Annotated in this window: 26 protein-coding genes; 15 read left to right on the top strand and 11 right to left on the bottom strand. The window is 27.3% G+C overall.

Annotated features, from left to right (window positions below; translation table 11 throughout):
- A partial coding sequence (locus h2es_RS05490) for a hypothetical protein (RefSeq protein WP_154512130.1) occupies positions 1 to 292 on the bottom strand: 292 nt, incomplete at its 3' end.
- Between the two features lie 560 nt (positions 293 to 852).
- Here h2es_RS05490 and ccoN point away from each other — a divergent pair.
- The 11 genes from ccoN (at position 853) to ubiG (ending at position 9,466) form a co-directional block, all read left to right on the top strand.
- Positions 853 to 2,268, top strand: a complete 1,416-nt coding sequence (ccoN, locus tag h2es_RS05485) for a cytochrome-c oxidase, cbb3-type subunit I (protein WP_154512128.1) — start codon at positions 853 to 855, stop codon at positions 2,266 to 2,268.
- Positions 2,269 to 2,283: 15 nt separating this feature from the next.
- Positions 2,284 to 3,015: a cytochrome-c oxidase, cbb3-type subunit II gene (gene ccoO, locus h2es_RS05480; protein WP_154512126.1), complete on the top strand. Its 732-nt coding sequence runs from the start codon at positions 2,284 to 2,286 to the stop codon at positions 3,013 to 3,015.
- Positions 3,016 to 3,021: 6 nt separating this feature from the next.
- Complete coding sequence (locus tag h2es_RS05475; RefSeq protein ID WP_154512125.1) at positions 3,022 to 3,189, top strand: cbb3-type cytochrome c oxidase subunit 3; 168 nt, start codon at positions 3,022 to 3,024, stop codon at positions 3,187 to 3,189.
- A complete protein-coding gene (ccoP, locus tag h2es_RS05470; RefSeq protein WP_154512123.1) occupies positions 3,152 to 4,012 on the top strand; it encodes a cytochrome-c oxidase, cbb3-type subunit III in 861 nt (286 codons plus the stop codon). Before h2es_RS05475 ends, ccoP begins: the two co-directional genes overlap by 38 nt.
- Before the next feature lie 32 nt (positions 4,013 to 4,044).
- Positions 4,045 to 4,740, top strand: coding sequence for a heme ABC transporter permease CcmC (ccmC, locus tag h2es_RS05465; RefSeq protein ID WP_154512121.1), 696 nt, complete (start codon positions 4,045 to 4,047; stop codon positions 4,738 to 4,740).
- The gene (locus tag h2es_RS05460; RefSeq protein WP_154512119.1) at positions 4,727 to 5,692 is read left to right on the top strand and encodes a hypothetical protein; all 966 of its coding nucleotides are present in this window, start codon (positions 4,727 to 4,729) and stop codon (positions 5,690 to 5,692) included. The genes ccmC and h2es_RS05460 overlap by 14 nt, the downstream gene beginning before the upstream one ends.
- A gap of 72 nt (positions 5,693 to 5,764) precedes the next feature.
- On the top strand, positions 5,765 to 6,367 hold the full coding sequence (locus h2es_RS05455; protein ID WP_154512117.1) for a peroxiredoxin: 603 nt from the start codon (positions 5,765 to 5,767) through the stop codon (positions 6,365 to 6,367).
- Between the two features lie 3 nt (positions 6,368 to 6,370).
- Positions 6,371 to 7,315 carry a thioredoxin-disulfide reductase gene (trxB, locus tag h2es_RS05450; RefSeq protein WP_154512115.1) on the top strand — a complete coding sequence of 315 codons (945 nt, stop codon included), beginning with the start codon at positions 6,371 to 6,373 and terminating at the stop codon, positions 7,313 to 7,315.
- On the top strand, positions 7,316 to 8,146 hold the full coding sequence (hemF, locus tag h2es_RS05445) for an oxygen-dependent coproporphyrinogen oxidase (RefSeq protein WP_154512113.1): 831 nt from the start codon (positions 7,316 to 7,318) through the stop codon (positions 8,144 to 8,146).
- A gap of 17 nt (positions 8,147 to 8,163) precedes the next feature.
- A complete protein-coding gene (locus h2es_RS05440; RefSeq protein WP_126044330.1) occupies positions 8,164 to 8,736 on the top strand; it encodes a YqgE/AlgH family protein in 573 nt (190 codons plus the stop codon).
- Positions 8,729 to 9,466: a bifunctional 2-polyprenyl-6-hydroxyphenol methylase/3-demethylubiquinol 3-O-methyltransferase UbiG gene (ubiG, locus tag h2es_RS05435; protein WP_154512111.1), complete on the top strand. Its 738-nt coding sequence runs from the start codon at positions 8,729 to 8,731 to the stop codon at positions 9,464 to 9,466. The genes h2es_RS05440 and ubiG overlap by 8 nt, the downstream gene beginning before the upstream one ends.
- Before the next feature lie 178 nt (positions 9,467 to 9,644).
- Here the strand turns inward: ubiG and murC are convergent, their stop codons facing one another.
- From murC to h2es_RS05385, 10 genes are all read right to left on the bottom strand, one after another.
- A complete protein-coding gene (gene murC, locus h2es_RS05430) occupies positions 9,645 to 11,096 on the bottom strand; it encodes a UDP-N-acetylmuramate--L-alanine ligase (protein WP_154512109.1) in 1,452 nt (483 codons plus the stop codon).
- 26 nt (positions 11,097 to 11,122) lie between these two features.
- Positions 11,123 to 11,884: an outer membrane protein assembly factor BamD gene (locus tag h2es_RS05425; protein ID WP_154512107.1), complete on the bottom strand. Its 762-nt coding sequence runs from the start codon at positions 11,882 to 11,884 to the stop codon at positions 11,123 to 11,125.
- 8 nt (positions 11,885 to 11,892) lie between these two features.
- Positions 11,893 to 12,672 (bottom strand): succinate dehydrogenase iron-sulfur subunit, encoded by a 780-nt coding sequence (locus h2es_RS05420; RefSeq protein WP_154512105.1) that lies wholly within the window; start codon positions 12,670 to 12,672, stop codon positions 11,893 to 11,895.
- A 42-nt stretch (positions 12,673 to 12,714) separates the two neighbouring features.
- Positions 12,715 to 13,920: a DNA-processing protein DprA gene (gene dprA / locus h2es_RS05415; RefSeq protein WP_154512103.1), complete on the bottom strand. Its 1,206-nt coding sequence runs from the start codon at positions 13,918 to 13,920 to the stop codon at positions 12,715 to 12,717.
- Positions 13,921 to 13,930: 10 nt separating this feature from the next.
- Positions 13,931 to 15,361 (bottom strand): NADP-dependent isocitrate dehydrogenase, encoded by a 1,431-nt coding sequence (locus h2es_RS05410; protein ID WP_126044324.1) that lies wholly within the window; start codon positions 15,359 to 15,361, stop codon positions 13,931 to 13,933.
- 13 nt (positions 15,362 to 15,374) lie between these two features.
- A complete protein-coding gene (tsaB, locus tag h2es_RS05405; RefSeq protein WP_154512101.1) occupies positions 15,375 to 15,980 on the bottom strand; it encodes a tRNA (adenosine(37)-N6)-threonylcarbamoyltransferase complex dimerization subunit type 1 TsaB in 606 nt (201 codons plus the stop codon).
- 98 nt (positions 15,981 to 16,078) lie between these two features.
- Entirely contained in the window at positions 16,079 to 17,521 is a 1,443-nt protein-coding gene (locus h2es_RS05400) for a peptide MFS transporter (protein ID WP_154512099.1), read from the bottom strand.
- Positions 17,522 to 17,540: 19 nt separating this feature from the next.
- Complete coding sequence (locus tag h2es_RS05395; protein WP_154512097.1) at positions 17,541 to 18,263, bottom strand: glutamine amidotransferase-related protein; 723 nt, start codon at positions 18,261 to 18,263, stop codon at positions 17,541 to 17,543.
- A gap of 118 nt (positions 18,264 to 18,381) precedes the next feature.
- Entirely contained in the window at positions 18,382 to 19,236 is an 855-nt protein-coding gene (locus h2es_RS05390; RefSeq protein ID WP_154512095.1) for a type I glutamate--ammonia ligase, read from the bottom strand.
- 13 nt (positions 19,237 to 19,249) lie between these two features.
- The gene (locus h2es_RS05385) at positions 19,250 to 19,525 is read right to left on the bottom strand and encodes a hypothetical protein (RefSeq protein WP_154512093.1); all 276 of its coding nucleotides are present in this window, start codon (positions 19,523 to 19,525) and stop codon (positions 19,250 to 19,252) included.
- A 142-nt stretch (positions 19,526 to 19,667) separates the two neighbouring features.
- On the opposite strand from h2es_RS05385, the gene rseP reads away from it, so the two are divergent.
- Genes rseP through h2es_RS07885 form a run of 4 tightly spaced genes read left to right on the top strand, consistent with a single transcriptional unit; the run spans position 19,668 to position 25,574 of the window.
- Positions 19,668 to 20,783 (top strand): RIP metalloprotease RseP, encoded by a 1,116-nt coding sequence (gene rseP, locus h2es_RS05380; protein WP_126044318.1) that lies wholly within the window; start codon positions 19,668 to 19,670, stop codon positions 20,781 to 20,783.
- A 6-nt stretch (positions 20,784 to 20,789) separates the two neighbouring features.
- Complete coding sequence (gene bamA / locus h2es_RS05375) at positions 20,790 to 23,171, top strand: outer membrane protein assembly factor BamA (RefSeq protein WP_154512091.1); 2,382 nt, start codon at positions 20,790 to 20,792, stop codon at positions 23,169 to 23,171.
- A gap of 20 nt (positions 23,172 to 23,191) precedes the next feature.
- Positions 23,192 to 23,743 (top strand): OmpH/Skp family outer membrane protein, encoded by a 552-nt coding sequence (locus h2es_RS05370; protein ID WP_154512089.1) that lies wholly within the window; start codon positions 23,192 to 23,194, stop codon positions 23,741 to 23,743.
- On the top strand, positions 23,730 to 25,574 hold the full coding sequence (locus h2es_RS07885) for a peptidyl-prolyl cis-trans isomerase (RefSeq protein WP_154512087.1): 1,845 nt from the start codon (positions 23,730 to 23,732) through the stop codon (positions 25,572 to 25,574). The genes h2es_RS05370 and h2es_RS07885 overlap by 14 nt, the downstream gene beginning before the upstream one ends.
- Positions 25,575 to 25,659: the final 85 nt, after the last annotated feature.

The raw sequence follows: 25,659 nt of genomic DNA, 5'->3' as shown, positions 1-25,659 counted from the left end.
TACAATCTTCTTTTATTCTCCATTCTTGTTGAGCTTGATATTTTTCACTTAATTCGTTAATTTCTTCTTTAGAGATAAGACCTTCTAATAAATTTTTATCTAAATGGTTATTTTTAATTAATTCTTCCTTTATTCCATTAAAGCTCTTTTGTAAATAGCCATATTGATTAAATAACAATTTTTTTATTACCTCTTGAGAGCATTTTCCTGATTCTACAAGGCGTTTAACCATCTCTAGATTGTTTTTTCTAACAGCATTCCATAATTGTCTATCACATGTTTTTGTTTCCATAATCTATCACCTTTAAAAATTTAATTTATACTGATATAATACCTATCAAACGTTAAAATTAGGTTAAGGTTTTTAGAAAAAACGTTAAGATTACGTTAAGTTTTAATACTATTTTAACTCGAATAGCAGATAAGAATTGTATTTCAGCTTTGTCATTGCGAAGATGCTCCTCAAGCATCTGTGGCAATCCAGGAAAATTATCAACAAATGTAAATACGATAACAATTCTGGATCACCACAGTCGGAATTGCATTCCTACTTCGTGATGACTTTGGGTGATAGGGTGCAATATCCCTCCTTCGTGATTACAGTTGCGAAAATTATAAATCGAGATGACTGTTGAGAGATACTGCGCTTCATGATTATAAGATTTGTTATAATTCTTTATCTGCAACTCAGGTTGTTTTTAAACTATTTATAGCAACTCTTACTCCTAACTATTAGTATAGCTACTATTTTTGCTTATGCTCAAATAGAATTACGTTTTTCATATATATGCAATTTATTGATTAGCTTTTTAACTTATGATACCTTACTTAAAAATTTTTTTATAATCCCTTATGAATATAGTCAATTACGACTATAAAAATATAAAGTTATTTGCTATTGCATCATTATTTTGGGCAATTATTGGAATGGGAGCAGGTGTTTTTATAGCATTTCAAATGGTTTTTCCAGAGCTTAGTTTTGGCATTGAGTGGACAACTTTTGGCAGGCTAAGGCCAATTCATACTAGTGGTGTGATATTTGCTTTCGGTGGTAATGTTTTATTGGGTGCGTCTTTTTATGTCCTTCAAAGAACATGCCAAGTAAGAATTTATTCATCAAAAATTGTGAGCTTTATTTTTTATTCTTTTCAAATATTCTTATTATTAGCAGTTTCTGGATATGTAATGGGTATAACTCAAGGAAAGGAATATGCTGAACCAGAATGGTATGCTGATATTTTACTTACAGTTACATGGCTACTATATTTATTTGTATATTTAATGACTTTAAAAAATAGAAAAGAACCACATATTTATGTTGCAAATTGGTTCTTTATGGCTTTTATAATCGTTATAGCCGTTCTTCATGTTGGAAATAATATAAGCATCCCTATATCTTGGAATAGTGCTGAAAGTATATCTTTCTTCTCTGGTGTACAGTCTGCGATGATTCAATGGTGGTATGGCCATAATGCTGTTGGCTTCTGGCTTACAGCAGCTTTTATAGGCATAATGTATTATTTTGTTCCTAAAAGAGCTAATAGACCTGTCTATTCTTATAGGCTATCAATTTTACATTTTTGGTCATTAATCTTTATTTATATATGGGCAGGTCCTCATCATTTAATTTACACATCATTACCTGATTGGGTTCAAACTTTAGGAATGACTATGTCTATCATTCTATGGTTACCATCATGGGGTGGAATGGTAAATGGAATTATGACTTTATCTGGTGCTTGGTATAAGTTGCGCAATGATCCAGTATTAAGGTTCTTAATTATAGCTGTTGCTTTCTATGGAATGAGCACTTTTGAAGGTCCTGTTATGGCAATAAAATCTGTCAATGCCTTAAGTCACTATACTGAATGGACAATAAGTCATGTTCATTCTGGAGCACTTGGTTGGGTTGCGCTAATTAGCTTTGGAGCATTATATCATATGATACCAGATTTATGGGGCAAAAAAGAAATGTATTCTGTCAAATTGATTAGCATTCACTTATGGCTAGCTTGCTTAGGAATAGTCCTATACATAACTTCTATGTGGACTGCTGGCATTACACAAGGCTTAATGTGGAGAAGTTACGATGACATGGGATTTTTGAAATATTCATTTATAGAAGTAGTTAAGGTGTTGAGCCCTTATTATCTTATAAGAGCATTAGGAGGCTTATTATTTTGGTTAGGAGCATTAATTATGGTATATAATACAATAAAAACTATAAAAGATAGTAAGCTTGGTATAGTTAAAAATAACAAAAAATAATAGCTGATCTAATTTATGAGTAATTTTCATAGCAAAATAGAAAAAAAGATTTTTATACTATTAATTCTTATTATTTTTGTTACTTCTATTGGAGCTATTATACAAATTTTCCCTTTATTTAAAAAAGAAATTTCTTTAGAAAAAACTGATCAACTTAGATTATATACACCTCTAGAATTGCAAGGATTTTTTATATACAAAAGAGAAGGGTGTTATGGTTGTCATAGTCAACAAATAAGAAGATTGGTTGATGAAGTAGAGAGATATGGGCATTATTCTTTAGCAATAGAAAGTATGTATGATTATCCATTTGTTTGGGGTTCTAAAAGAACAGGGCCAGATTTAGCAAGAGTTGGGGAAAAATATTCAGATGAATGGCATGTAGAACATTTATATCATCCTCAGTCTTTAGTTCCAGAATCTATAATGCCAGCTTATCCTTTTTTATTAAATAGAGAATTACAGATAGATGATATAAAAAATAAAATGTTAGCTTTACAATTTGCAGGAATGCCTTATACAGAAGAGTATCAAAATAATTTTAAAAATGACTTAAATGTTCAGCTTGGAATTAGTCAAGACTCCACTGCAATTGAAGGTTTTAAAAAAAGGTATGGAGATAAAATTGCTATAAGGAAATTTAATAAAAAAAGTAATAAAATCACAGAGATGGACGCACTGGTATCATATTTACAAAGTCTTGGAAATAAAATTGATTTAACTAGTAATAAGGGCAGAAATTGGTAAAATAATATGAATACTATATTATATATAAAAATAGTAACTTTATCCTTTTTAGCATTAAGTGTAGTTGGACTTTTATTTTGGGTATTTAGACCTAATTCTAAAAAAATATATAAATCCATAAGCAAAATACCTTTAGATGATGAACAAAAGCAAGTTAACAACAAAAAAAAATAACGAGCCAAAAACTACCAGTCATGAATGGGATGGGATTAAAGAATATGATAATCCTGATCCATTTTGGTTAAGATTATTTTTTTATATAGCTTTATTTTTTGCATTAGTTTATTGGCTTCTTTATCCGAGTTGGCCTGTGCCAAATGGAAAAGGTTTTTTAAATTGGTCTGCAAGAAAAGAACTCAAAGATGGTTTAGAAAAAATTGATAAGATAAGGAATAAATATCAAGAAAAATTTGACAAAAGTACTTTTGAAGAGATATTAAAGAATAAGGATTTATTAAAATTTGCTAATGCTGGTGGGAAATCTGCCTTTCAAAATAATTGTGAAGTATGTCACGGAAAAGGAGGAGGTGGCAACATTGGATATCCTAATCTTACGGCAGGAGCATGGCTATGGGGAGGGACAATTGATGATATTTATACTACTTTAAAATATGGAATTAGATCAGGACATGATGAAACGAGAGATTCAGCTATGGCTGCTTTTGGCAGAGATAAAATTTTAGATTCTAGCCAAATAGATGCTTTAACAAGATATATCCTTAACCTAAACAACAGAGATTATTCAAATAAAAAAGCAAATGAGCTATATCAAGAACATTGTGCGTCTTGCCATGGAAAGAATGCAGAAGGTGGAAAAGAATTTGGTGCCCCTAATTTAAAGGATGCAATTTGGTTATATGGTAGTGATTACAAAACCATATATGATGTAATATATAATGGTAGAGCTGGAGTTATGCCATATTGGCAAGGGAAATTATCTGATTCAACAATTAGACAATTAGCTATTTATGTTCATCAGCTTGGTGGTGGTAAATAAGATAATATAATATAAAACTAATTTATATAAGCATGCTAAACTATAAAATTTTTAAAAAATTTCTTATCCCTATTTCTATAAGCAGCTTTATATTATCATTATGTTTTTTTATTTTGGGTATTTATTTTGTTTTTTATAAAGCTCCAGACGATTATCTGCAGCTTAACTTAGTAAAAATTTTATACCTTCATGTCCCATCAGCATGGTTATCAGTTTGCTTTTACTTATTATTAAGCATTGCTTCTATATTATTTTTAGCTTTAAAAAATCCTTTATACGACATACTTGCTAAATCTTTTGCATATGTAAGCTTATATTTCACTACTTCAACCTTAATAACAGGCGCTATATGGGGTAAGCCTGCTTGGGGGACGTGGTGGATTTGGGATGCGAGGCTTACTTCAATGTTAATCTTACTTTGTTTTGAAATTATATATTTTTTAATTAGGAATTCTTTTCAAAACGAATTACGAGGAGCAAAAATTTCCTCAGTATTTGCTATTTTTGGATTATTGGATTTACCTATAATAAAATTCTCTGTTAATTTATGGGCTACGTTACATCAAAAAAATAGTGTCTTTACTTTTTCTGGCCCAAAGATTCATGAATCTATGCTATATCCACTTTTTATAATGTTTTTTGCTCTTTTTTTTCTTGCAATATTTCTCTCATCAATTAGTATCTACGCAGAGATAGTCGGAAGAAGAAAAAACAATGGGAAGTTTTAAAGTAATTTTTAATGCTTTATTTATAAAGTTATTATTTACTCCATACTTTGTATTTGGTTATGCTTGGGAAAGAGAAAAGGATAAAAAATATTATGAATATGGATTAACTATTGATCCTGGTTATTCTAGTTCATTTAATTATAATTTGGACAACAATACGGCTCTAAATTTTAAAGATGATACAAAAAAGTTAATTTTAACTAAATATAAAGAGCAAGGTTTATCAGATAGATTTACATTATTAAGCAAGCTAGATATACAAAGAATTTGCAGTGATTTAATAATAAATAAAGAAGAAAAAAATAAAGCAATAAATAACCCATCTATTCCATTAAATAATTTCAGAGGCAAAATGAGTTTTGTTGGAGTAGATTATGAAATTGGGATTAGAACTTTACTTTTTAAAAAAGAAAATCAACGCTTATCCATTGATACTATTTTAGGGTTTCCTGCTGCTATACATGGTGAAGGTGGTACAGATATTGCTAATCCAACTTTCAAATTTGGAATATCATATGCAAAAAATTTTGATTTTAAATTTTTGAAAAATAATTTTTATGAAATTATGTTAGCTACTAGAGTAAATCCAAATATTAAAAACAAAGATTTGTTTGTTACTTTAAATTTAGGATTAAGGTTTGCAGATGATATATTAGTTATGCTTTCATTTGAAAACAATTATTTATATAAAAATTCTTATGAAAGGTATGAGTTTACTTCAATTTATAAAAAAATATCCACTAAAGGATTAACTGATGAACAAAAAGAAAAACTAAAATCTCATATAGAACACCATTCCCTTCTAAATGCAAAGAAAACTGAGAGAAAAATCAATACAAAATTTACTTATACAATTGATAATAAATATAGTATTGCATTTGACTATTCTTATAGATTTGCAAAAAACATAAACCCACACTTAATAAAATTTTCCATCATTAAAGATTTATAACTCATTATCTTGTATTTTTGTAACAGCTACAATATATTATTATCAGATTAAAAAATAAACCGAGGTTAATTTATGTCATTTTTGATTGGTAAGAAAGCTCCTGATTTTAAAGCTGTTGCAATTATGGGAGATAGTTCAGTAAACGAAAATTTTGTTTTGAGTAAATTTTTATCTGGTAAAAAGGGAATTATATTTTTTTATCCTTTAGATTTTACATTTGTATGTCCATCAGAAATTATTGCTTTTGACAAGAAACTTGAAGAATTTAAGAAAAAGAATACAGAAGTTATTGGAATTAGTATAGACTCTCATTTTTCTCATTTAGCATATAAAAACACTACTATTAATAATGGTGGAATAGGAAATATAAAATATCCATTAGTCTCAGATATTACAAAAGACATTTCACGTAGCTATGATGTGTTAATTAATCAATCTATTGCTCTAAGAGGAACCTTTTTAATTGATGAAAATTTTGTTATAAGACATCAAGTAGTCAATGATTTGCCATTAGGTAGAAGTGTTGATGAAGCTCTTCGTATGGTTGATGCACTTGATTTTCATCAAAAGCATGGTGAAGTATGTCCCGCAAATTGGAAGCCTGGTAAAGCAACTATTAAGCCTGATACCGAAGGTATTAAAAATTATTTAAGTGAAAATTCTGATGAAATTTAACCTATGACATTTAAAAAATTCAAAACAGAAGTTTTAATAATAGGTTCGGGACCCGCAGGTTACAGTGCAGCAATCTATGCTGCAAGATCTGCGCTCAACCCTATTTTAGTTTCAGGTAGTCAGCCTGGTGGCCAACTTACAATAACTGCAGATGTTGAAAATTATCCAGGATTTGCAGAAACTATACAGGGGCCATGGTTAATGGAGCAAATGAAGCAACAATCTGAAAAAGCTGGCACGGAATTTATTAACGATACAATAAAAAATGTTGAATTAACAAAAAACCCCTTTATTGCTTCAGGTGATAGTGGGAATGTATACGAAGCAAAATCAATTATTATTGCAACAGGAGCTCAAGCTAAATGGCTAGGACTTGAATCGGAAAAAAAATATATGGGATTTGGTGTTTCTGGTTGTGCAACATGTGATGGATTTTTTTATAAAAATAAAGAAGTTATTGTTGTTGGAGGTGGTAATACAGCTGTTGAAGAAGCTTTATACCTCACTAATCATGCTTCAAAAGTAACTTTAATACATAGAAGGGATAGTTTAAGGGCAGAAAAAATTTTACAAGAAAGATTATTTAATCATCCTAAAATTCACATTTTATGGGATACTGTTTTGCTTGAGGTACTTGGCACAGATAAACCTTTATCTGTGGAAGGAGCAAAAATTAAAAACTTAAAAACAGGAAGAGAGGATAAAATAAAAATTGATGGAATTTTTATTGCAATTGGTCATAAACCTAATACAGAATTATTTAAAGGGTCAATTGATATGGATGATGAAGGTTATATAATAACTCATCCAGATAGTACAAAAACAAGTACACCAGGTATTTTTGCTTCAGGTGATGTTCAAGATAAGATATATAGACAGGCTGTTACAGCTGCTGGCACAGGTTGTATGGCAGCTTTAGAAGTCTCTAAATTTTTAGAGACTGAATAAATGGATAAATTTAGTAACAAAAAAGGGTTAGCTAGCAATTGGTTTAAAAAACTTAGAGATAATATATGTGATGAATTTGAAAAGATAGAAAATGAATTTGGATCATCTGTGTCTTTTAAACGTAAAAAATGGGATAGAGATGGAGGAGGTGGTGGTGAAATGTCAATCATGCGTGGATCAATTTTTGAAAAAGTAGGAGTAAATATATCCACAGTTTATGGAGAATTTTCTGATCAATTTGCAAAAGAAATACCTGGGTGTGAAAATGACAATAATAATTTTTGGGCTAGTGGAATTTCTTTAGTTGCACATATGAATTCCCCACATATTCCAGCAGTTCATTTTAACACAAGAATGATTGTAACAACTAAGCAATGGTTTGGTGGCGGTGGAGATTTAACTCCAATTTTTCCAAATAATTCTGATACAGAATTATTTCATAAACATTTTAAAATAGCATGCGATAAATTTGATAAAAATTATTACTCAAGATTTAAAAAAAATTGTGATGAATATTTTTATTTACCTCATAGAAAGGAGTCTAGAGGGGTTGGTGGGATTTTTTATGACTATTTAAACAGTGGTAACTGGGAAAAAGATTTTGAATTTACTAAAGAAATTGGTGTACAATTTAAAAAGGCTTTTTTTAGTATTATAAAGAGAAATATTATGAAAAAATGGACAAAAGTAGAAAAATCTATACAACTAGAAAAAAGAGGGAGATATGTGGAATTTAATTTATTATATGACAGAGGCACAAAATTTGGTTTAATGACTAATGGTAATACTGAAGCCATTCTTATGTCTATGCCTCCTATGGCTACTTGGTGAATAATAGTAGGTATTTTATGAAAACTAATTTTAACTCACTTGAAGGAAAGATACTAATAGCTTCCCCCAAATTGGAAGATCGTTTTTTTGAAAAATCTCTAATATATATATTTATGCATGATAGAAATGGAGTTTTAGGAGTTATATTAAATCATGAAATAGGCTCAGTTTCAAATCATGAATTATTAAAACTTTTTGATAAAAATATTGATAAAATCAAAGATGAAAAATTGCCAATTGTTTTTGGTGGTCCAGTGAATACAGAAAGAATAATCGCTTTAAGTATAGATAAAAAACAAGAGCAACAATTTAGCTCACTACAGTCTATAGTTTTACATACTGATATACAAAATTTTGTTAAAAACTTTATTATTAAAAGTAATAAGTCAAAATTTTTGCTAGCTAGAGGCATTAGTGCATGGGACTCTAACCAACTAGAAGATGAGATTGCAGAAAATAGTTGGTTTATAATTCAGCCAAAAATAGAATTAATATTTTCTCATAAAATTAAGAATAAATGGTCATTTGCCATTGAACAGCTAGGAATTAAAGATTCTTCATTTATTGCACCATATTCAGGAAATGCCTAATAAAGATAATGTTAATAAAAATGAGATTAAAAAATTTTCTGATTTAGCAGAAGAGTGGTGGAATGAATCTGGTAAATTTAAACCTCTTCACGATATTAATCCAATTAGAATTAAATATATAAAAGAGAATTTAATTAATTATTTTAATATAAAAAATACAACGAGCAAACCTTTAGCTAATCTTAAAATTTTAGATATAGGATGTGGTGGTGGATTATTATCAGTGCCAATGGCAAGGCTTGGAGCAGATATTACTGGAATTGATCCATCAGAAAAAAATATAAAAATTGCCAAACAATATATAAAAGAAAACAATATAAAAGTAGATTATCAATGTACTAGTACAACTAAATTGATTCAAACTTATTCTGATAAGTTTGATATAGTTCTCAACATGGAAGTAGTAGAACACGTAGATAATTTAGAAGATTTTTTATTTGAATGTTCTAAATTGGTTAAAAAAAATGGTATTATATTTGTTTCTACAATAAATAAGACACTAAAGTCATTAATTCAGGCTAAATTTACAGCTGAATATATATTAAGATGGCTGCCTATAGGGACTCATGATTGGAATAAATTTGTTAAACCTGAAGAACTTATTAGAATAATGGATAATAATGATTTTAAAATACTTGATATAAAGGGAATGAGTTATAATTTAATTAAGAAAGAATGGTTTTTATCTGACAAATTAGATGTTAATTATTTAGTTTGTTTTATAAAGTAAGTCTACTTTTTAAACAAACTTTTTATTTATTTGTTTAACCCTTTTACCCAAATTTTATTCCTCATTTATAGTTTTATTATATCAACCTTCATATTTTATTTAATTTGTAAGGTTGCATATTTGGTTAAGTTTCTATCAGTATTCATATATCTTTTCTATATGACACTCTATAAGTATTTTATAATTTAGTAGTTGTTTTTAGATGGTATCGATTAAATAATTCTTTAGCAATATCTGAAATATTTCCAGCTCCCATAAAAACTACTTGATCTCTAGGGTTAGACAAGTGGATAATTTTATTTTCTAATTCTGTTATATTTCTACAATAAAATGCATTAATGAATGTTTTTTTTATATCTTTTACGAAATGGTTTGCTGAAATATTATTAATGCTTGTTTCTCCTGCAGCATAAACATCCAAGACAATTAATGAGTCAGCTTGACCAAATGATGTCAAAAATTGATCATATAGATCTTTTAATCTTGAATATCTATGTGGTTGAAATACTGCTATTATTTTTCCACAGTTTATACTAGCATGTTCTTTAGCAACTTCTAAAGTTGCTTTAATTTCACTAGGATGATGAGCATAATCATCAATAAAATTAATGTTATTTATTTTGCCTATATTAGTAAATCTTCTTTTAACTCCTGAGTTATTTTTTAGAGCTGAATTTATTAAGTGTCTTTTACCACCTTTAAAAAGATATATAATAATGGCAGATAAAGCGTTTAAAATATTATGTTTGCCATAATTTTTTAACAAGATGTTTTTAATTATATTAATATCTTGAGATAGAATTTTTTGACCTTTTTTAGATATTAAAATGTCAAATTTTACACCTTTATTAGTATTTTTTAAATTAATAGCCTTTATATCGCAATTTTCGGAATCAGTTCCATAAGATATAAGCTTTTGATGATTAACATGTTTAGTATTGATTTGCTTAAGATTTTTGCAATCATTACACGTTATTACTAGATCTTTAAGAAGACATTTATCAATGTAAAGTGTATATACATTTATAATATTTTGAAGGTTTCCATAGTAATCTAAGTGTTCAGCATCAATGTTAGTAATAATACTAATATTAGTTGGTAATACTATAAATGTGCCATCTGATTCATCTGCTTCCACAACATTTACATTTTCACTTCCCTTTGCAACATTGCTGTTTATAGAATTAATTATTCCTCCACAAATAACAGTTGGATCAATATCAATGCTTTTTAGTATAGAGTAAACTAAAGAAGTTGTTGATGTTTTACCATGAGCTCCTGTAATACAAATATTATAACTATCTTGCATTATATTAGAAAGTAACTCTGCACGAGATATAAGTGGTATAGATTTGTTTTTTGCCTCTTTTATTTCTTCGTTATCATTTTTTATTGCTGAAGATTTCACAATTAAATCACAATTCGAGATATTTTTACTATGGTGGCCAATAAATATGTGAATTCCTAATTTTCGTAACTCCTTAATTTGAGAATTTTCTTTTATATTAGAGCCTTGAACAAGAAATTGATTTTTATGTAGTAATTTTGATAATCCACTCATACCAATGCCACCGATTCCTATAATATGGATTGATTTTTTAGGATTGATCTTGTAATCTCCTATATACATTGAATTCAAAAGTTCTTTAATTTAAGTTATTTGCTTTTTTTAGATTTTAAAGTAAGTAATTGATAAGATTTTTTATACCAAGTACTATTAGGATAATTATAGCCAAGAACTGAAGCATATCTAATAGCTTCTTCTTTTATACCTAATATATAATAAACCTCAACTAGCCTATAAAGCGCCTCTGGTATAAATATAGTAGTCTGGTAGTTATCAACTACATTTTTAAATCTATTAACTGAAGAAATAGGTTTATGAATGCGCAAGTAAAATCTACCAATATCCATTTCTTTGCCAGCTAAAATATTATCAATATATTCTAGTTTCCATTTTGCATCATTAGCATATTTTGAACCTGGAAATAAATTGACTAATATTTCAAATTCTTTTTTTGCATTTAAAGTAAATTCTTGATCTCTTCCTATATCCATAATTTGGTTATAATAAGACATACCTTTTATAAAATACATGTAAGAAGTATTTTTATTTATAGGAAATTGATGTAAAAAATCATCTACAGTTAAGATTGCATCAGTATATTTATCATTTGCATAATAAGAATAAGCCTTAAGTACTAATGTATCTGAGTAATTATCAGAAGCAGGGTACTCGTTTTCAAGTTTTGTTAATGTTTTAATTGCTTCTTTAAAATTACCTGATTGTACTTCTTTTTTTCCTTGTTCAAATAATTCGTATTCGCTAATTGTTTTATATTCTATATCAGATTTTTTTGAGCTACATCCAGTTAAAAGAATAAATAGTGCAATAACACCAAATTTAAATATTTTCATAATTACTTTTATACTCTTGAAGCCATCATATTTTTTATTTTACTTATAGCTTTAGCAGGATTTAATCCTTTAGGACATGTTTTTGTACAATTCATTATAGTATGACATCTGTATAATTTAAATTCATCTTCAAAATCGTTTAGTCTTTCTTTAGTGGCCTCATCTCTACTATCAATAATCCACCTATATGCTTGAAGCAATACTGCTGGACCAAGATATTTATCGCCATTCCACCAGTAACTAGGGCAGCTAGTTGAGCAACACGCGCATAGTATGCATTCGTATAACCCATCTAATTTGTCTCTTTCTTCAGGTGATTGCAATCTTTCTTTTCCTTTAATATTTTTACTTTCAGTTTGTAACCAAGGCTTAATAGATTTTAATTGAGCGTAAAACATATTTAAGTCTGGAACTAAATCTTTAACAACGTCTGTATGAGGTAATGGATAAATTTTTACGCTTCCTTTAATATCTTCAATTGGTTTCAAGCAAGCTAATGTGTTTGTTCCATCAATATTCATTGCACAGCTGCCACAAATACCTTCTCTACAAGATCTTCTAAATGTTAATGTGCTATCTAGTTCACTCTTTATTTTTATTAATGCATCGAGTACCATAGATCCACATTTATTTAAATCAATCTCAAATGTATCAATTCTAGGATTTGCATTTGATTCAGGTTCATATCTGTAAATTTTGAATAATTTAGTGTTATTATCCTTGGAACCTTGCTTGTATTTTTTACCTTTAGTAATTTTTGAATTTTTAGGTAATGCGAACTCAACCATATATAAACCAAATGATGCTTATTTGCCTTAACTTAGCATTAATCAATTAGTTTGGCAATATATAGCTTCAGCTTTTAATTTATATAGCAAGCAAATTTTATTTTTTGGCAATCTTGAAATTTTACCTGCAAGCTCTAATTCTAATAAAAGGCAGTTAAAGATATTAACAGGAATTTCAAGTTGATTTATAATTTCATCTATTCTTACTGGAGAATGACTTAAAGAATTAAAAAGTTTATTTCTAAATAAATTAAGTTCTAAATCAGAGGGTAAATTTTTTAAATTAGTATCTTTAAAATGATTAACATTATCAAAAATTAAATTATTATTTCCTTCAATCAATTTACCTAAATTTTTTATTATATCAGTAAGAGATAAAGCTAAATTAGCTCCTTGTTTTAATAGTTCATTGGTTCCTTGTGATTTTGAATCTAACGGAGAGCCAGGGATAGCATACACCTCTTTATTGTAGTCTAAGGCAAATTTTGAAGTGATTAATGTTCCAGATTTTTTTGTAGCTTCTACAATTAAAATTCCACAGCTTAGTCCAGCTATTATTCTGTTTCTTTGAGGAAAATGTTGGGCTAAGACTGAAGAATTAATAGGTTGCTCAGTAATAATTAACCCTTTATCAAAAATTTCTTCATATAATTTAGAATTTTCTCTTGGGTATATATGATTAATTCCTCCAGCAATAACACCAATAGTTCCATTTTTTAAGCTTCCTTTATGTGCATATGAATCTATCCCTTTTGCAACTCCTGAGACTATTACTATGCCTGAATTTGAAATTTCATTAGCAAATTCAAATGCAATTTTATTTCCGTTAATTGTAGAGTTTCTTGCTCCAACTATAGCAAATATAGGTTTTTTTAAAAATTCAGTATTTCCTTTTGCTATGATTAAAGGTAGGAAATCAGGTGTATGTAATAATGGTATAGGGTAATTTTGGTCGCATGCTAAAATTATTTTTGCACCATATTTTATAGTATTATCTATTTCTTTTTCAATTAAAGAGATTGGTGGAACTAATTTTTTTGCAGAAGAGCCTCCTCTTTTTGCTAAAATACCTATGTTTTGAATTGCTTTTTCAGGATCTCCAAAAATTTTAATAAGTTCAATAAATGTTTTTGCTCCAACATTTTTTGTTCTTGCTAATCTAATCCAAGAAAGCTTAAACCTATCTGAATTAGAAAAATTGTTAAAATTTAGTGCATTTTTTATTGCTTTCAAATGGTTATGTAACATTTAAATACATTTATTCTCCCTGAGCTAAGCTAAACCCAATTTTATTATCATAACTAGACAAATTGATAATTGACAAAATGTCAAGATCTAATTCATTGATTTTAGTATGTAACTCTAATATATCTTTTTGAGAAATTTTATGTATATTATTAGATTTTAAAAATCTAAATCTGTAAAAATCTACATTTGGATTAGTTAGAGCTTTAGGCCAAACTAATAATCCTTTGCTTGAGACCATATGTAGTTTTAAAATGCTATTAATAGATTGTAATTTCTTGATTAATTCTAGATTAAATTTTGTTTTGATAAAGAAATCTGTTCCTATAAGTTCACTTTTTTCAGTACTTGCTAAATTTTCTTTAATAGAGATTTGTTTTCCTGTAGAGTCCTTAAATTTACTGGTTAATATTTTAGGAGCGCTGTTAAAGTTGTTAATAACAGCTTGAGTAAATTCAGTTGTACTTAGCTTTTTTTTACTTTTATCAGGATTATATATATCTGTTGTATGAAACCCATCCTCAATTGTTTTTAGCCAGGCGTTGTGAATAATTTTTGCTTCTTCATTTTTTCCTAAATATTTTAACATCATAATTGCAGAATTTAACAATCCAGAAGGGTTAGCAATATTTTTTCCAGCAATGTCAGGTGCTGAGCCATGAACAGCTTCAAACATAGCATATTCTTTTCCAATGTTAGCACTTCCTGCTAAACCTACTGAGCCAGAGATTTCTGAGGCAATATCTGAAATAATATCCCCATATAAATTAAGAGTAACTATAACGTCAAAATTTTCTGGATTATTTGCAAGTTTTGCTGAAGCTATATCAACTAACATATGCTCAGTTTTTATATTTGGATATTCTGAAGCAATTATTTCAAATATTTCTTTAAAATATCCATCTGTTATTTTCATTATATTACTTTTTGTAATGCATGTTACTTTATTTCTGTTATTAGCTTGAGCATATTCAAAAGCATATCTAATAATTTTTTCACAACCAGATGTTGATAATAACTTCATTGCCATTGTTGAGTTAGGTGTAATTTTGTACTCTATTCCAGAATATAAATCTTCTTCATTCTCACGTACAATAACCACATCCATGTTTTTAAATTTACCAACATAAGGGTAATATGATAAAGAAGGGCGAATATTTGCAAATAATTCAAGTGTCCTTCTAAATGTAACATTTAAACTTTTATATCCTTTTCCAAGAGGTGTGGTAATGGGTGCTTTTAATAATATTTTATTCCTTTTTAATACTTCCCAGACATCATCGGAAATTCCTGAAGAAAAACCTTTTTTATAAACTTTTTCTCCAATTTCTATAGTTTCTATTTCTAGGCCTGTTTTGGCATAACTTAAGATTTTTAGTACAGATTCCATAATTTCTGGGCCTATACCATCTCCATATGCTACAGTAATTCTATTGTTTGACATATCAATTACTCCTTTATTTATAATTATTAATAATGTATTGAGGCTTTACATAATTTGACATAAAATTAGTTAAATTATTAGTTGTATAATTTAATTTATGATTTGCAAATTTAGCAACATTTTCTGCATTTATAATAAATTTTGTATGCACTTCATCAATGTTTCCAGCTAGATAAATTCTTTTTTTGATCTTATGTAATTCATCTAAAGTTATTATTGTAATTTCAGATATACTTTTTTTATTGTTAAATTCTTGAAAGTAAAATTTGTCTATTCCTGCTTCTAATACTATACCAAGTTTCTTTATGTTCAAGGAGAATGCTATAATATCAAAATTTGATACTGGTAACAAAGGTATTTTTAATATAAACCCAAGCGCATTTGCAGCAGTTATTCCTACCCTCATTCCAGTAAATCTTCCTGGCCCTGTAGTAATTGCAATATAATTATAATCTTTAAAACTAATTTTGGTTGTAGCATTGGCTTTTTCAATCATCAAATTTAGTGATTCTGCTTGCTCATTTTTATTATCATTTAAGTCAAAATATAGCACTTTGGCATTTTTAACTATAGCAACAGATGCAAGCAAATAAGATGTATCTAGTGCCAATCCAAGCATGAAAAAATTAAATTATTTTGTAGGATGTTAATCCAAATAACCTATAAATGCAAAGATTATTATTTTCATATCCATAATACATTAATAATATGTTTCTGCTATGTAAACAAATACTTAAGAGTTAACTTTTTTGTTTTTTTAAATAGAATTGAAGATGTTAACAATAATAGAAATATAAATATGCATATAAGCAATATATATTTATATACTAAAGAATAACCTATTGGATCAGTATTTACATTTACTGCAATTAGGCTTGAGATATAATTAGCAAAAGCTATGTTTAAGTAAAATCCTCCTATCATCAATCCTGAGTATTTATTAGGGGCATGCTTTGTCATTGCAGATAATGCAATTGGAGAAATGCATAAGTCACCAAGGGTGTAGAAAAAATAACAAATTACTATCCACATCATTGAAATTTTATAACCTGGAGTAATAGAGTTAGCTGCAAGTGATAACACACCAAATCCAAGTCCAATAAATAATAATCCAAAGGAAAATTTGACATATAATAACATTGAATTCTCATACTTTTTATTTAAGAAATACCAAAGTTTAATAAAGATTGGTGCTAACAAAAAAATAAATAGAGGATTTAAAGACTTAAATGATCCAGAAGGAATTGGAGTTGTAAATTGAAATATTTTTCTATCAACAAAATTTTCTATAAACATTACCATAGAAGAACCAGATTGTTCAAAAAATGCAAAAAATATAATACAGATTAATGATATTAAAATGATATTTTTGCTGTCATTAATACCTATAGAATGGTCAGATTTAACTTTGTATGAAAAGTAAGTAATATAAAAACATCCTACAATCCCTAAAATATATCCTATATTATTAGGTTTAATAAATATATAAACTAAAGCTGGAATGACAGTTAAAGATATTAAATAAATTAATACTGGTGATTTTTTATTTTTATTACTATCAATAGATTTATTTGATTTATATACACCTAACTTATCACCATATATAAAAATAACTAAGCCAAAACTCATTCCAATAGCAGCAAGCCCAAATCCATAGTGCCATCCAAATTCTTGAGCAACGATAGGAACACTGACGGTTGCTAAAAGAGAACCTAAATTTATACCAAAAATAAAAATTGTAAATCCACTATCACGCCTTATATCATTTTTATCATAAAGATTGCCAAAAATAACAGGAATATTGGGTTTGAAAAAACCTGTACCTATGGATAAAAATGATAAACCTATGTACAACCCAATATCTGAGTTCACACTATGAATACTTGGGAAAGACAGTAAAATATGACCTGCAATTATTAATATAGCACCATGTTTAACAGATTCTTTATGCCCAAAAAACTTATCTGCAAGCAAACCTCCAAAAATTGAAGTCATATATACAAAAGTAGTAAATGCACCATATATAATAAAAGAAGTATTATATGGTAATTTTAATTGTTGAATCATGTAGAGAGTTAGGATTGCACGCATTCCAAAATAACTAAACCTCTCCCACATTTCAAAGAAAAATAGATAATAAATTGCTTTTGGATGTTTCATCTCGTGATATAAAATTATTCTAGTTAATTATGAAATTAATAAACCATTTTGCAACAATTTGATAATCAACTTCTTCAATTTCATTGCACTTATTGTTTTTCGATATACCTTTATCTTCAAGTATATTTTTGTCTTTATTCGCAATTTTATCTTCTAGATATATACAATGCTTCTTTAACATCTCTGGATGTGCCTGAATTCCTAAAACATTATCATCCATAGTAAATGCAGCAATATCATGTAATGAGCTTTTAGCAATTATTTTACTGTTAGTTGGCAATTTTGATACTATATACTTATGGCAGTGGGAAAGATTTAATGATGACTGAAAAGGTGTCATCCAATCTAATTCTTTATCAAAGACTAATGTTTGTATGCCAATATTTAACCCCTGCTTTGATTTTTCTACTTTTCCACCAAATAACTCAGCTAAAAGTTGGTGACCAAAACAAATACCTATAATTTTTTTTCTTAATTTATAGTATTCTAATATTCTTACTTTTAACTCATTAATCCAATCTTTATTATCACATAAATTTGCTCTGCTTCCAGTAATTATAAAGCAATCAATTTCACTGAATTCTAAAGGATATTGTTTATTAGTTACATCAAATGATAAAAAATTAATATTTTTACCTGTGGTAACAAAAAATTTTTTAATCATTTCTGGATAATCCCCTCCTGAATATTGCCATCTGGATTCAGGAATATGATCCGCTTTTAAAATTGCAATTTTTAACATGTACTAAATTAAAGCTTAATGTTAGTAAAAAAAGGATTAAAAGTACTTTCTTCTCGCACATCTTAAAAATAAAAATTGCATTGTCAAGTTAAAATAAATCAGATGCTTTTATTTGAAATTAACTTAGTAATTTTGTGTAAATCTCATCTAATTTATAGTTTTCTTTTGCAATGCTTGGGCTGTTGAATAATTCATTAAATTTATATTGTGAATCAGCAGCATTGCCATATACCCTGTCGATAGTTGCTTTTGGATTTTTTTGAGCATCTAATACTGCAACAAGTAGAAAAAATATAATTTTTTGTGGATCACATGAAGCTGATGGAATTCGAAATTCTAATCTTCGGCTATTTATGTCGCTATCTGGTATTCTTACCGCTGTAGTTCTATTATTGCTACCCCAACTAATATTAACGGGAGCCATAAAATTAGGAGTAAATCTACTATATTCTTCAAAATTATCGCCACATATTAAATATAAAGACTGATTAAGTATTAAAAGAATTGAATTAGTAACATTATTAAGAAACATATTTGTATTTATTGTATCATCTGAAAATACATTATGGTTTTTATCATTATATAAACTTAAATGAAAATGCATGCTAGAGCCATATGTTCCTAAAAATGGCTTAGGTCTAAATATTATTTTTAAATTATGCTTATTAGCAATTTTTTGTAGATTAAGTTTAACTTTTTTTATTTTATTGATTAGCATTAAGCTATTAGTTGAAGGTTCAAGTTGAATTTCAAATTGGTCAAGGCCTTTTTCTTCAGAAACAGTTAGGTCGTATTTTTGAACATCGTTTTTAAAATCTTCTATAATTTTATTTTTTGATAACTTATCTGTTTTATGCCTTAAATAAAACTCGATTTCAACTCCAAATTTTGGAATAATATTAAATTTTGTTTTTAATATTGAAGTTAATTTTTTTATCTCATCATCAAATATATTTAAATCAAGTAACTTCATTATTATTTAGTAATTAATTTTTCTTTAAATTTTCTGGTACTTTTGGAATGTTATTTAGTGAATTACTATTATTTTTGTTATATACCTCAACAGCTTCTTTTGAATTAATGAATGGGTTAGTTGGTAATTTTATTTTATAACCTCCATTCATAATAAACTCATTGTCTCTTGGGTAGCGTTTATTTTGAAAATTTTTTTCGTTAGTGCCATAATTGCTTTTTTTTGCACATCCACTCAAAATAATTGTGAAAAATAGCGATAGTAACAATACGTATTTTAACTTAATCATAATTTTTAGATTTTAATAGGTATTTTTTATATTAATAAGATTTTAAAGCTATGAAATTAAAAAGCAATCTTTTGTTTAAAATTTCAATTGTAAAATAGTTCATTTATTGCTATTTAGTATATTCAATATATTTTTTGTTCCAATGACAGCATTATTTTGGTTTATAGTATTTATCACTCCAATAGTTTTTATACACGAATTGGGACATTTTTTATTTGCAAGGTTATTTGGTGTTAAGGTTGAGGTCTTTTCAATAGGGTTTGGTAAACCACTTATAACATGGAAAGATAGCAAAGATACTAAATGGCAAATTGCTGTGATACCTTTAGGTGGATATGTAAAGATGTATGGTGATGAAAATGTAGCCAGTGTTCCAGATCAAAAAAAGCTTAAAACAATGTCTGAAGAAGAAAGACAATCTTCTGTTCATAATAAAAAATTATGGCAAAAATCACTGATAGTCTTTGGTGGGCCTTTTGCTAACTATCTCTTAACATTTTTACTTTTTGTTGTAATTTCTATATTTAGTGGAGTTAAGGAAATTAAACCTGAAATTACAAAAATTATGGAACACTCTTCAGCAGAGGTGGCAGGTTTAAAAGTAGGTGATTTTATAGTAGATATTAATGGAGAAAAAATTAATTCAGCATTTGATATTAGTAATAAAATCAATGCAAGTCCAAGTGGCGATGTTACAGTAGGTTTTATTCGTAACAACTCATATTCTAGTGTTAAATTGACAGCAAATGAAGCGAAAGGTAAAAATATATTTGGTGAAGCTAAAAAAATGCGCTTAATTGGAGTAACTTTTGAAAAATATTCTTCTAGAGATGTAAATTTTGCTGAAGCAGTTAAAAGCTCTTTTTTACAGGTACTAGATTATACATACTTATTTTTAAAATTTATAGGTAAAGTTGTTTCCTTAAAAGTGGGAACGGATAGTATTGGTGGGCCAATAAAAATTGCTAAGCTTTCAGAAGATATGTCAAATCAAGGTGTTTTTGCGGCACTTTATTTCATAGCAATTATATCTCTTAATTTAGGATTTATGAATTTACTACCAATTCCGATGCTTGATGGTGGACATTTGTTTTTTTACGCTATAGAAGGCATTATAAGAAAGCCAATTAATTATAAAATTCAAGAATTATGTTTTAAAATTGGTTTTGCTATCTTAATTATGATAATGTTTACTGCCTTTTGGAATGATTTAAAAGAGATGGAGTTTTTCACTAAAATTAAATTATTATTAAGTTAAGATATAATGAGATTATTGTATAAATTTATTTTTGCTTTTGTTTTTTGTTTTCAGTTTTTAAATTTACAAGCATCAGAAATTGTAAATAAAATTGAAGTTATTGGAAATAAAAGGGTTCCAACTGCTACTATTATATATTATTTAGATTTTAAAGTTGGTTCAAAAGTTACTCAAAATAGTATTGATAACTCAATAAGAAGTTTGTATTCTCAGGGATTTTTTTCTGATATATCAATTACGCAAATATCAAATAATACTATTGCCGTTAAAGTGCAAGAAAATCCTATAGTTAGAAGCATATCTATAGAAGGTAGTAAAAAAATTAAAGATACAACCATAAAGCAGGAACTTCAAACCAAAATTGGAAATATTTATTCTAAATTTCAATTAGATACGGACATTAAAAGAATTGAGTCTACATATAAAAAAATGGGCTATTTTTCTGCCTCAGTTCATTCCTCTTTAAAAAAACAAGATGCTGATACAGTAGATATAACTATTTTTATTAATGAAGGTGAAAAACCAAAAATTAAAAAAATTACCTTTTATGGTAATAAAAATTTTTCACAAAAAGATTTGCTACAAACTATAGCATCACGTGAAGCAGCTTGGTATAGATTTTTTTCTTCTAGTGATTTGTATGACCAAGATAGAATGTTGTTAGATAAAGAATTATTAAAAGAGCGCTATATGCAGGAAGGGTATGCTAATTTTAAGGTTTTATCATCTACTGTAGAAATTACACCAAATGCTGAATCTTTTTTATTAACATATATAATTGATGAGGGTGAAAAATTTAATTTTGGAAAATCATTAATTGATTGCAAAATAAGAGATATAAATCAATCAGATTTAAAAAGGTTTATTAAGTTTAAAGAAGGGGAAGTTTTTAATGATAATTTGATTGATGATTCTATTGATGAGATGACTAACTTTTTAGGTGATAAGGGATATACATTTATAAATGTTGATTATAAATTAGATAAAGATGATAAAAATAGAATTGTTAATGTGAATTTTACAATTAATGAAACATCTAAATATTTTATAAAAAATATTAATATAACGGGTAATACTAGAACGTTAGATAGGGTTATTAGGAGGGAATTGAAAATTTATGAAGGTGATCCATTTAATTTGTCAAAAATTCAAAGATCTAAACAAAAAGTTGGAAATTTAGGCTATTTTAGATCTGTAGAATTTGAAAATAAGCAGACTTCTGAAGATGATAAATTAGATTTAGATATAAAAGTTAAAGAAACATCTACTGGTTCTATGCGATTTGCTATTGGATATAACACTGCTTCAGGACCAATTGGGTCAACTACATTATCTGAATATAATTTCTTAGGTAAAGGTCAGGTTGTAGAATTTGATTTTAATAAGGCTAAAAAAAGTTCAGATATTTCATTCAGCTTTACTGAGCCTAAATTTATGGACCGTAATCTATCTGTTGGATTTGATATTTTTACTACATCTCAAGATAAAACTAATCAAAGTTCTTTTAGTGCTAAAAACAAAGGTATATCTCTTAGAATGGGATATGATATTAATGAATATTTATATCATAATCTTAATTATTCCATAAAAAAAGAAAAAGCTGAAAAAATTGATAAAGCATCTGTATTTTTAAAGGCTCAGCCAATAAAAACCACATTGTCTTCGATTGGTCACTCACTCACTTATGATAAATTAAACAGTAGAGTTAGTCCAACAAAGGGGTATATAATTAAATTTAGTCAAAATTTTGCAGGTGTTGGTGGAAATGTAAAATATCTTCAAAATCAATTATATACTAGTTTTTATAAACCATTATATAAAGATAATATTGTATTAAATTTAATAGGAAGGGTTGGTAATATAAGAGGGCTTGGTGACAAATATGTTAATATTAACGATAGCTTTTTTGTTGGAGAAGAATATATTAGAGGATTTGATGTGTCTGGTATAGGTCCAAGAGTTAAAAAATATAATGGTAATAATGATCAAGATGCACTTGGGGGCAAAACATTTTTTACAGGTACTGCAGAAGTATCATTTCCTATTGGTCTTCCTGAAGAATTTGGAATGAAGGGAGTGGTATTTACTGATTTTGGAACTTTATTTGACACAGATGCAGCTAAATATAAGTGTAAAAAATGTGCTAATTGTACATGTAGTGATTATAGTAAACCTGATGTAAATGTAAGTCCTGAGCCATTATGTAAAAATGACACATTAAATCGTGATTATATACATAATAGTAAGAAAATCAGAGCATCGTATGGTATTGGACTGGTATGGGATTCTCCTCTTGGTGTAATAAAATTAGATTATGGCATACCCTTTAGAAAGGAATCATTTGACAATGTATCAAGAGTAAGATTTAGTATTGGAACGTATTTTTAGTAATTATTTTGGAGTTTAAAATGAAGTTTTTAAAATTTATACCAGCTTTTGCTTTTTTATTTTTAATTGAAAATGCTTGTGCTCAAACTAAAATAGGTATAATTGATACTAGTAAAATTACTGAAAAATCTACGGCATATACTGAAGCTAGTAAGTTAGTAGGAAATGAGATAAAGAATTATGATGAATCAGTTACTCAGGTTGGAAAAAGTTTTTCTAAAAAAGTTGAAGATTTAGAAAAGAAAAAGAATGTGATGTCATCAAAGGAGTACAATCGTAAAAGAGATGAGTTGGCAAAAGAGGAAGAAGAGTTGCAAAAAAAGTTTTATGATCAAAGGGTTAAAATTGATAAAAAGGTTCATAATATTAATCAAATCTTAGATGATAATTTAAAGAAAATTGTTAATGTATTAGCTAAAGAAAAAAATATAACCATAATTTTTAATAAAGCTGCAACATTATATAGTGATGATTCTATTGATATTACAGATGATATAATTACCAAATTAAATAAGGAATTGAAATCAATCGATATAAACTTACCTCAAAATAAAAGTAGTGATTCAAAGTAAATTTTTTAAAAATATAATAAAGTTATTACTTTTACTATTAATTCTAGCCTTTGCTTTTGGTGGGTTAGGTGATATTTTTAGTAAAAAAGAAGCAAATTACGCAATAAAAATTTCAGATCTAGAATATTCTTTTCAGCAATTTAATAAAATTTTACAAGAGGCTGTAAAAGAATCTAAGTTAAAATATGGAAAAGATATACCTAAAACTGAGATACTGCAATTAAAAGGTAGCGTTATTAATGATCTTATCAATAGTACTTTGATTTTACTTGAAGCTAAAAGTTTAGGCATTGTAGCAAATGATAATACAGTTAAGAAAGAAATTATAAAAATACCTGTATTCTTTAAAGATGGAAAATTTAATAAAGATATTTTTGATAAATTTATTCAAAGCTATGGTATATCTGAACAAGATTTTATCGATAAATTAAAAGAAAATATTATTAGATCTACATTTATTAATTCAATTTCAGCTCATAATGTTATAACACCAGGCTTAATTCAAATTATTTTACAAGATGTTTTACATACAAGAGATATAAAATTAATAAAAATTCCATTTTCATCTTTTAAATTACCCCATGATCCTGATGAAGCTGAATTAAAAACAATATATGAGGAAAATAAAAATAGTTTTAAAATTCCTGAGAGAAGAATTATAGATTATGTTTTAATTTCTTCAGAGTCACTGAAGTACGATATTGATCATGTTAGTGATGCAGATTTAAAAAAGCTATATGATGAAAAAAGTTTTTTATTTGTTGAGCCAGAAAAAAGGGATGTAAGTCAAATTCAATTAGACTCTTTAGATAAAGCAACTAAAGCTAAAAATGAATTGCTGAAAGGAGCTGATTTTAAAGCAGTAACAAAAAAATATGCCCCCAAGTTTAAGAATGATAATTTAGGAATTATTACGTATAACGATTTTGATGAAGATATATCTGAAAAGCTTTTTAGTCTTAAAATAGGTGAAACAAGTGAAGTAATTGAAACTCCACTTGGACTTTATATTTTTAAAGTAGAAAAAATCATACCTGAAAAAAAGAAAGAGTTTAATGACGTAAAAGATACTTTAAGGAATGAGTATTTAAAGCAGTTGTCGTTTAATAAATTCTTAGACACAATTAAAAAAATACAGAATGAAGTAAAGCAAGGTAAAAGTATTGAATATATAGTTAAGAATTATAATTTGAAATTAGAAACAACTGATATAACAAAAAGTGAAAATAATGTTAATAATAATAGTTTAATTGAAACAGAACAATTTATAAAAAATGCATTTGATACAAAATTAAATTCTCAAAGTCATTTATTCCCAATTAGTTCAAATAAATTTTGTATTCTTAAAGTAAAAAAAATATTTCCTGAAAAAGATCAAAAATTAGAAGAAATAAAGCTAGATTTAAAAGAGATATGGTATGATAATCAATTAAAAACAATTGTAAATAAGTTGGAAATTTCTGTCAAAGAACCATTAAATTCCACACATAATAAATCATTATTTGATTTTGATAATATTAATATTACTAATATACAACTATCTGGTAATGGTGTTAATAATGATATACCTTTAGATTTTTATAAATCTATTTTTGAGCTAAAAGTTAATCAATATACTAAGCCTTTTATAGATTATTCGAAAAAAGAGGTTTTAATTGCTAATTTGAAAAAAGTTATTTTACCGCCTGAATCTGAAGTAGAAAAACACAAGCAATTATATGAGGCTCAGATACAGCAAATGGAGCAAGAAATAATTTTAGATGATATTATAAAAAAATTAAAAGACAAATATAGTATTCAGATAAATCCTTTAATATATCAAGATAATTAGCTTATATATTTTATTTAAGTATTCGAAAATACTCTGGTTTTAAGTGAAATATTTTTCTTAATTTAATCAATGATTTTTCTATAGA

Source organism: Rickettsiales endosymbiont of Trichoplax sp. H2 (genome assembly GCF_009690945.1).
In the GTDB taxonomy this organism is placed as follows: Bacteria; Pseudomonadota; Alphaproteobacteria; order Rickettsiales; family Midichloriaceae; genus Aquirickettsia; species Aquirickettsia rohweri.
The sequence above is the reverse complement of the archived record's forward strand: the minus strand, read 5'-3'. Positions and strand labels throughout refer to the sequence as shown.

Excerpts from the sequence above, each read along its gene's own strand:
- ccoN (WP_154512128.1), top strand. The coding sequence starts at position 853 with ATGAATATAGTCAATTACGACTATAAAAATATAAAGTTATTTGCTATT.
- ccoO (WP_154512126.1), top strand. The coding sequence starts at position 2,284 with ATGAGTAATTTTCATAGCAAAATAGAAAAAAAGATTTTTATACTATTA.
- h2es_RS05475 (WP_154512125.1), top strand. The coding sequence starts at position 3,022 with ATGAATACTATATTATATATAAAAATAGTAACTTTATCCTTTTTAGCA.
- ccoP (WP_154512123.1), top strand. The coding sequence starts at position 3,152 with ATGATGAACAAAAGCAAGTTAACAACAAAAAAAAATAACGAGCCAAAA.
- ccmC (WP_154512121.1), top strand. The coding sequence starts at position 4,045 with ATGCTAAACTATAAAATTTTTAAAAAATTTCTTATCCCTATTTCTATA.
- h2es_RS05460 (WP_154512119.1), top strand. The coding sequence starts at position 4,727 with ATGGGAAGTTTTAAAGTAATTTTTAATGCTTTATTTATAAAGTTATTA.
- h2es_RS05455 (WP_154512117.1), top strand. The coding sequence starts at position 5,765 with ATGTCATTTTTGATTGGTAAGAAAGCTCCTGATTTTAAAGCTGTTGCA.
- trxB (WP_154512115.1), top strand. The coding sequence starts at position 6,371 with ATGACATTTAAAAAATTCAAAACAGAAGTTTTAATAATAGGTTCGGGA.
- hemF (WP_154512113.1), top strand. The coding sequence starts at position 7,316 with ATGGATAAATTTAGTAACAAAAAAGGGTTAGCTAGCAATTGGTTTAAA.
- h2es_RS05440 (WP_126044330.1), top strand. The coding sequence starts at position 8,164 with ATGAAAACTAATTTTAACTCACTTGAAGGAAAGATACTAATAGCTTCC.
- ubiG (WP_154512111.1), top strand. The coding sequence starts at position 8,729 with ATGCCTAATAAAGATAATGTTAATAAAAATGAGATTAAAAAATTTTCT.
- murC (WP_154512109.1), bottom strand. The coding sequence starts at position 11,096 with ATGTATATAGGAGATTACAAGATCAATCCTAAAAAATCAATCCATATT.
- h2es_RS05425 (WP_154512107.1), bottom strand. The coding sequence starts at position 11,884 with ATGAAAATATTTAAATTTGGTGTTATTGCACTATTTATTCTTTTAACT.
- h2es_RS05420 (WP_154512105.1), bottom strand. The coding sequence starts at position 12,672 with ATGGTTGAGTTCGCATTACCTAAAAATTCAAAAATTACTAAAGGTAAA.
- dprA (WP_154512103.1), bottom strand. The coding sequence starts at position 13,920 with ATGTTACATAACCATTTGAAAGCAATAAAAAATGCACTAAATTTTAAC.
- h2es_RS05410 (WP_126044324.1), bottom strand. The coding sequence starts at position 15,361 with ATGTCAAACAATAGAATTACTGTAGCATATGGAGATGGTATAGGCCCA.
- tsaB (WP_154512101.1), bottom strand. The coding sequence starts at position 15,980 with ATGCTTGGATTGGCACTAGATACATCTTATTTGCTTGCATCTGTTGCT.
- h2es_RS05400 (WP_154512099.1), bottom strand. The coding sequence starts at position 17,521 with ATGAAACATCCAAAAGCAATTTATTATCTATTTTTCTTTGAAATGTGG.
- h2es_RS05395 (WP_154512097.1), bottom strand. The coding sequence starts at position 18,263 with ATGTTAAAAATTGCAATTTTAAAAGCGGATCATATTCCTGAATCCAGA.
- h2es_RS05390 (WP_154512095.1), bottom strand. The coding sequence starts at position 19,236 with ATGAAGTTACTTGATTTAAATATATTTGATGATGAGATAAAAAAATTA.
- h2es_RS05385 (WP_154512093.1), bottom strand. The coding sequence starts at position 19,525 with ATGATTAAGTTAAAATACGTATTGTTACTATCGCTATTTTTCACAATT.
- rseP (WP_126044318.1), top strand. The coding sequence starts at position 19,668 with ATGACAGCATTATTTTGGTTTATAGTATTTATCACTCCAATAGTTTTT.
- bamA (WP_154512091.1), top strand. The coding sequence starts at position 20,790 with ATGAGATTATTGTATAAATTTATTTTTGCTTTTGTTTTTTGTTTTCAG.
- h2es_RS05370 (WP_154512089.1), top strand. The coding sequence starts at position 23,192 with ATGAAGTTTTTAAAATTTATACCAGCTTTTGCTTTTTTATTTTTAATT.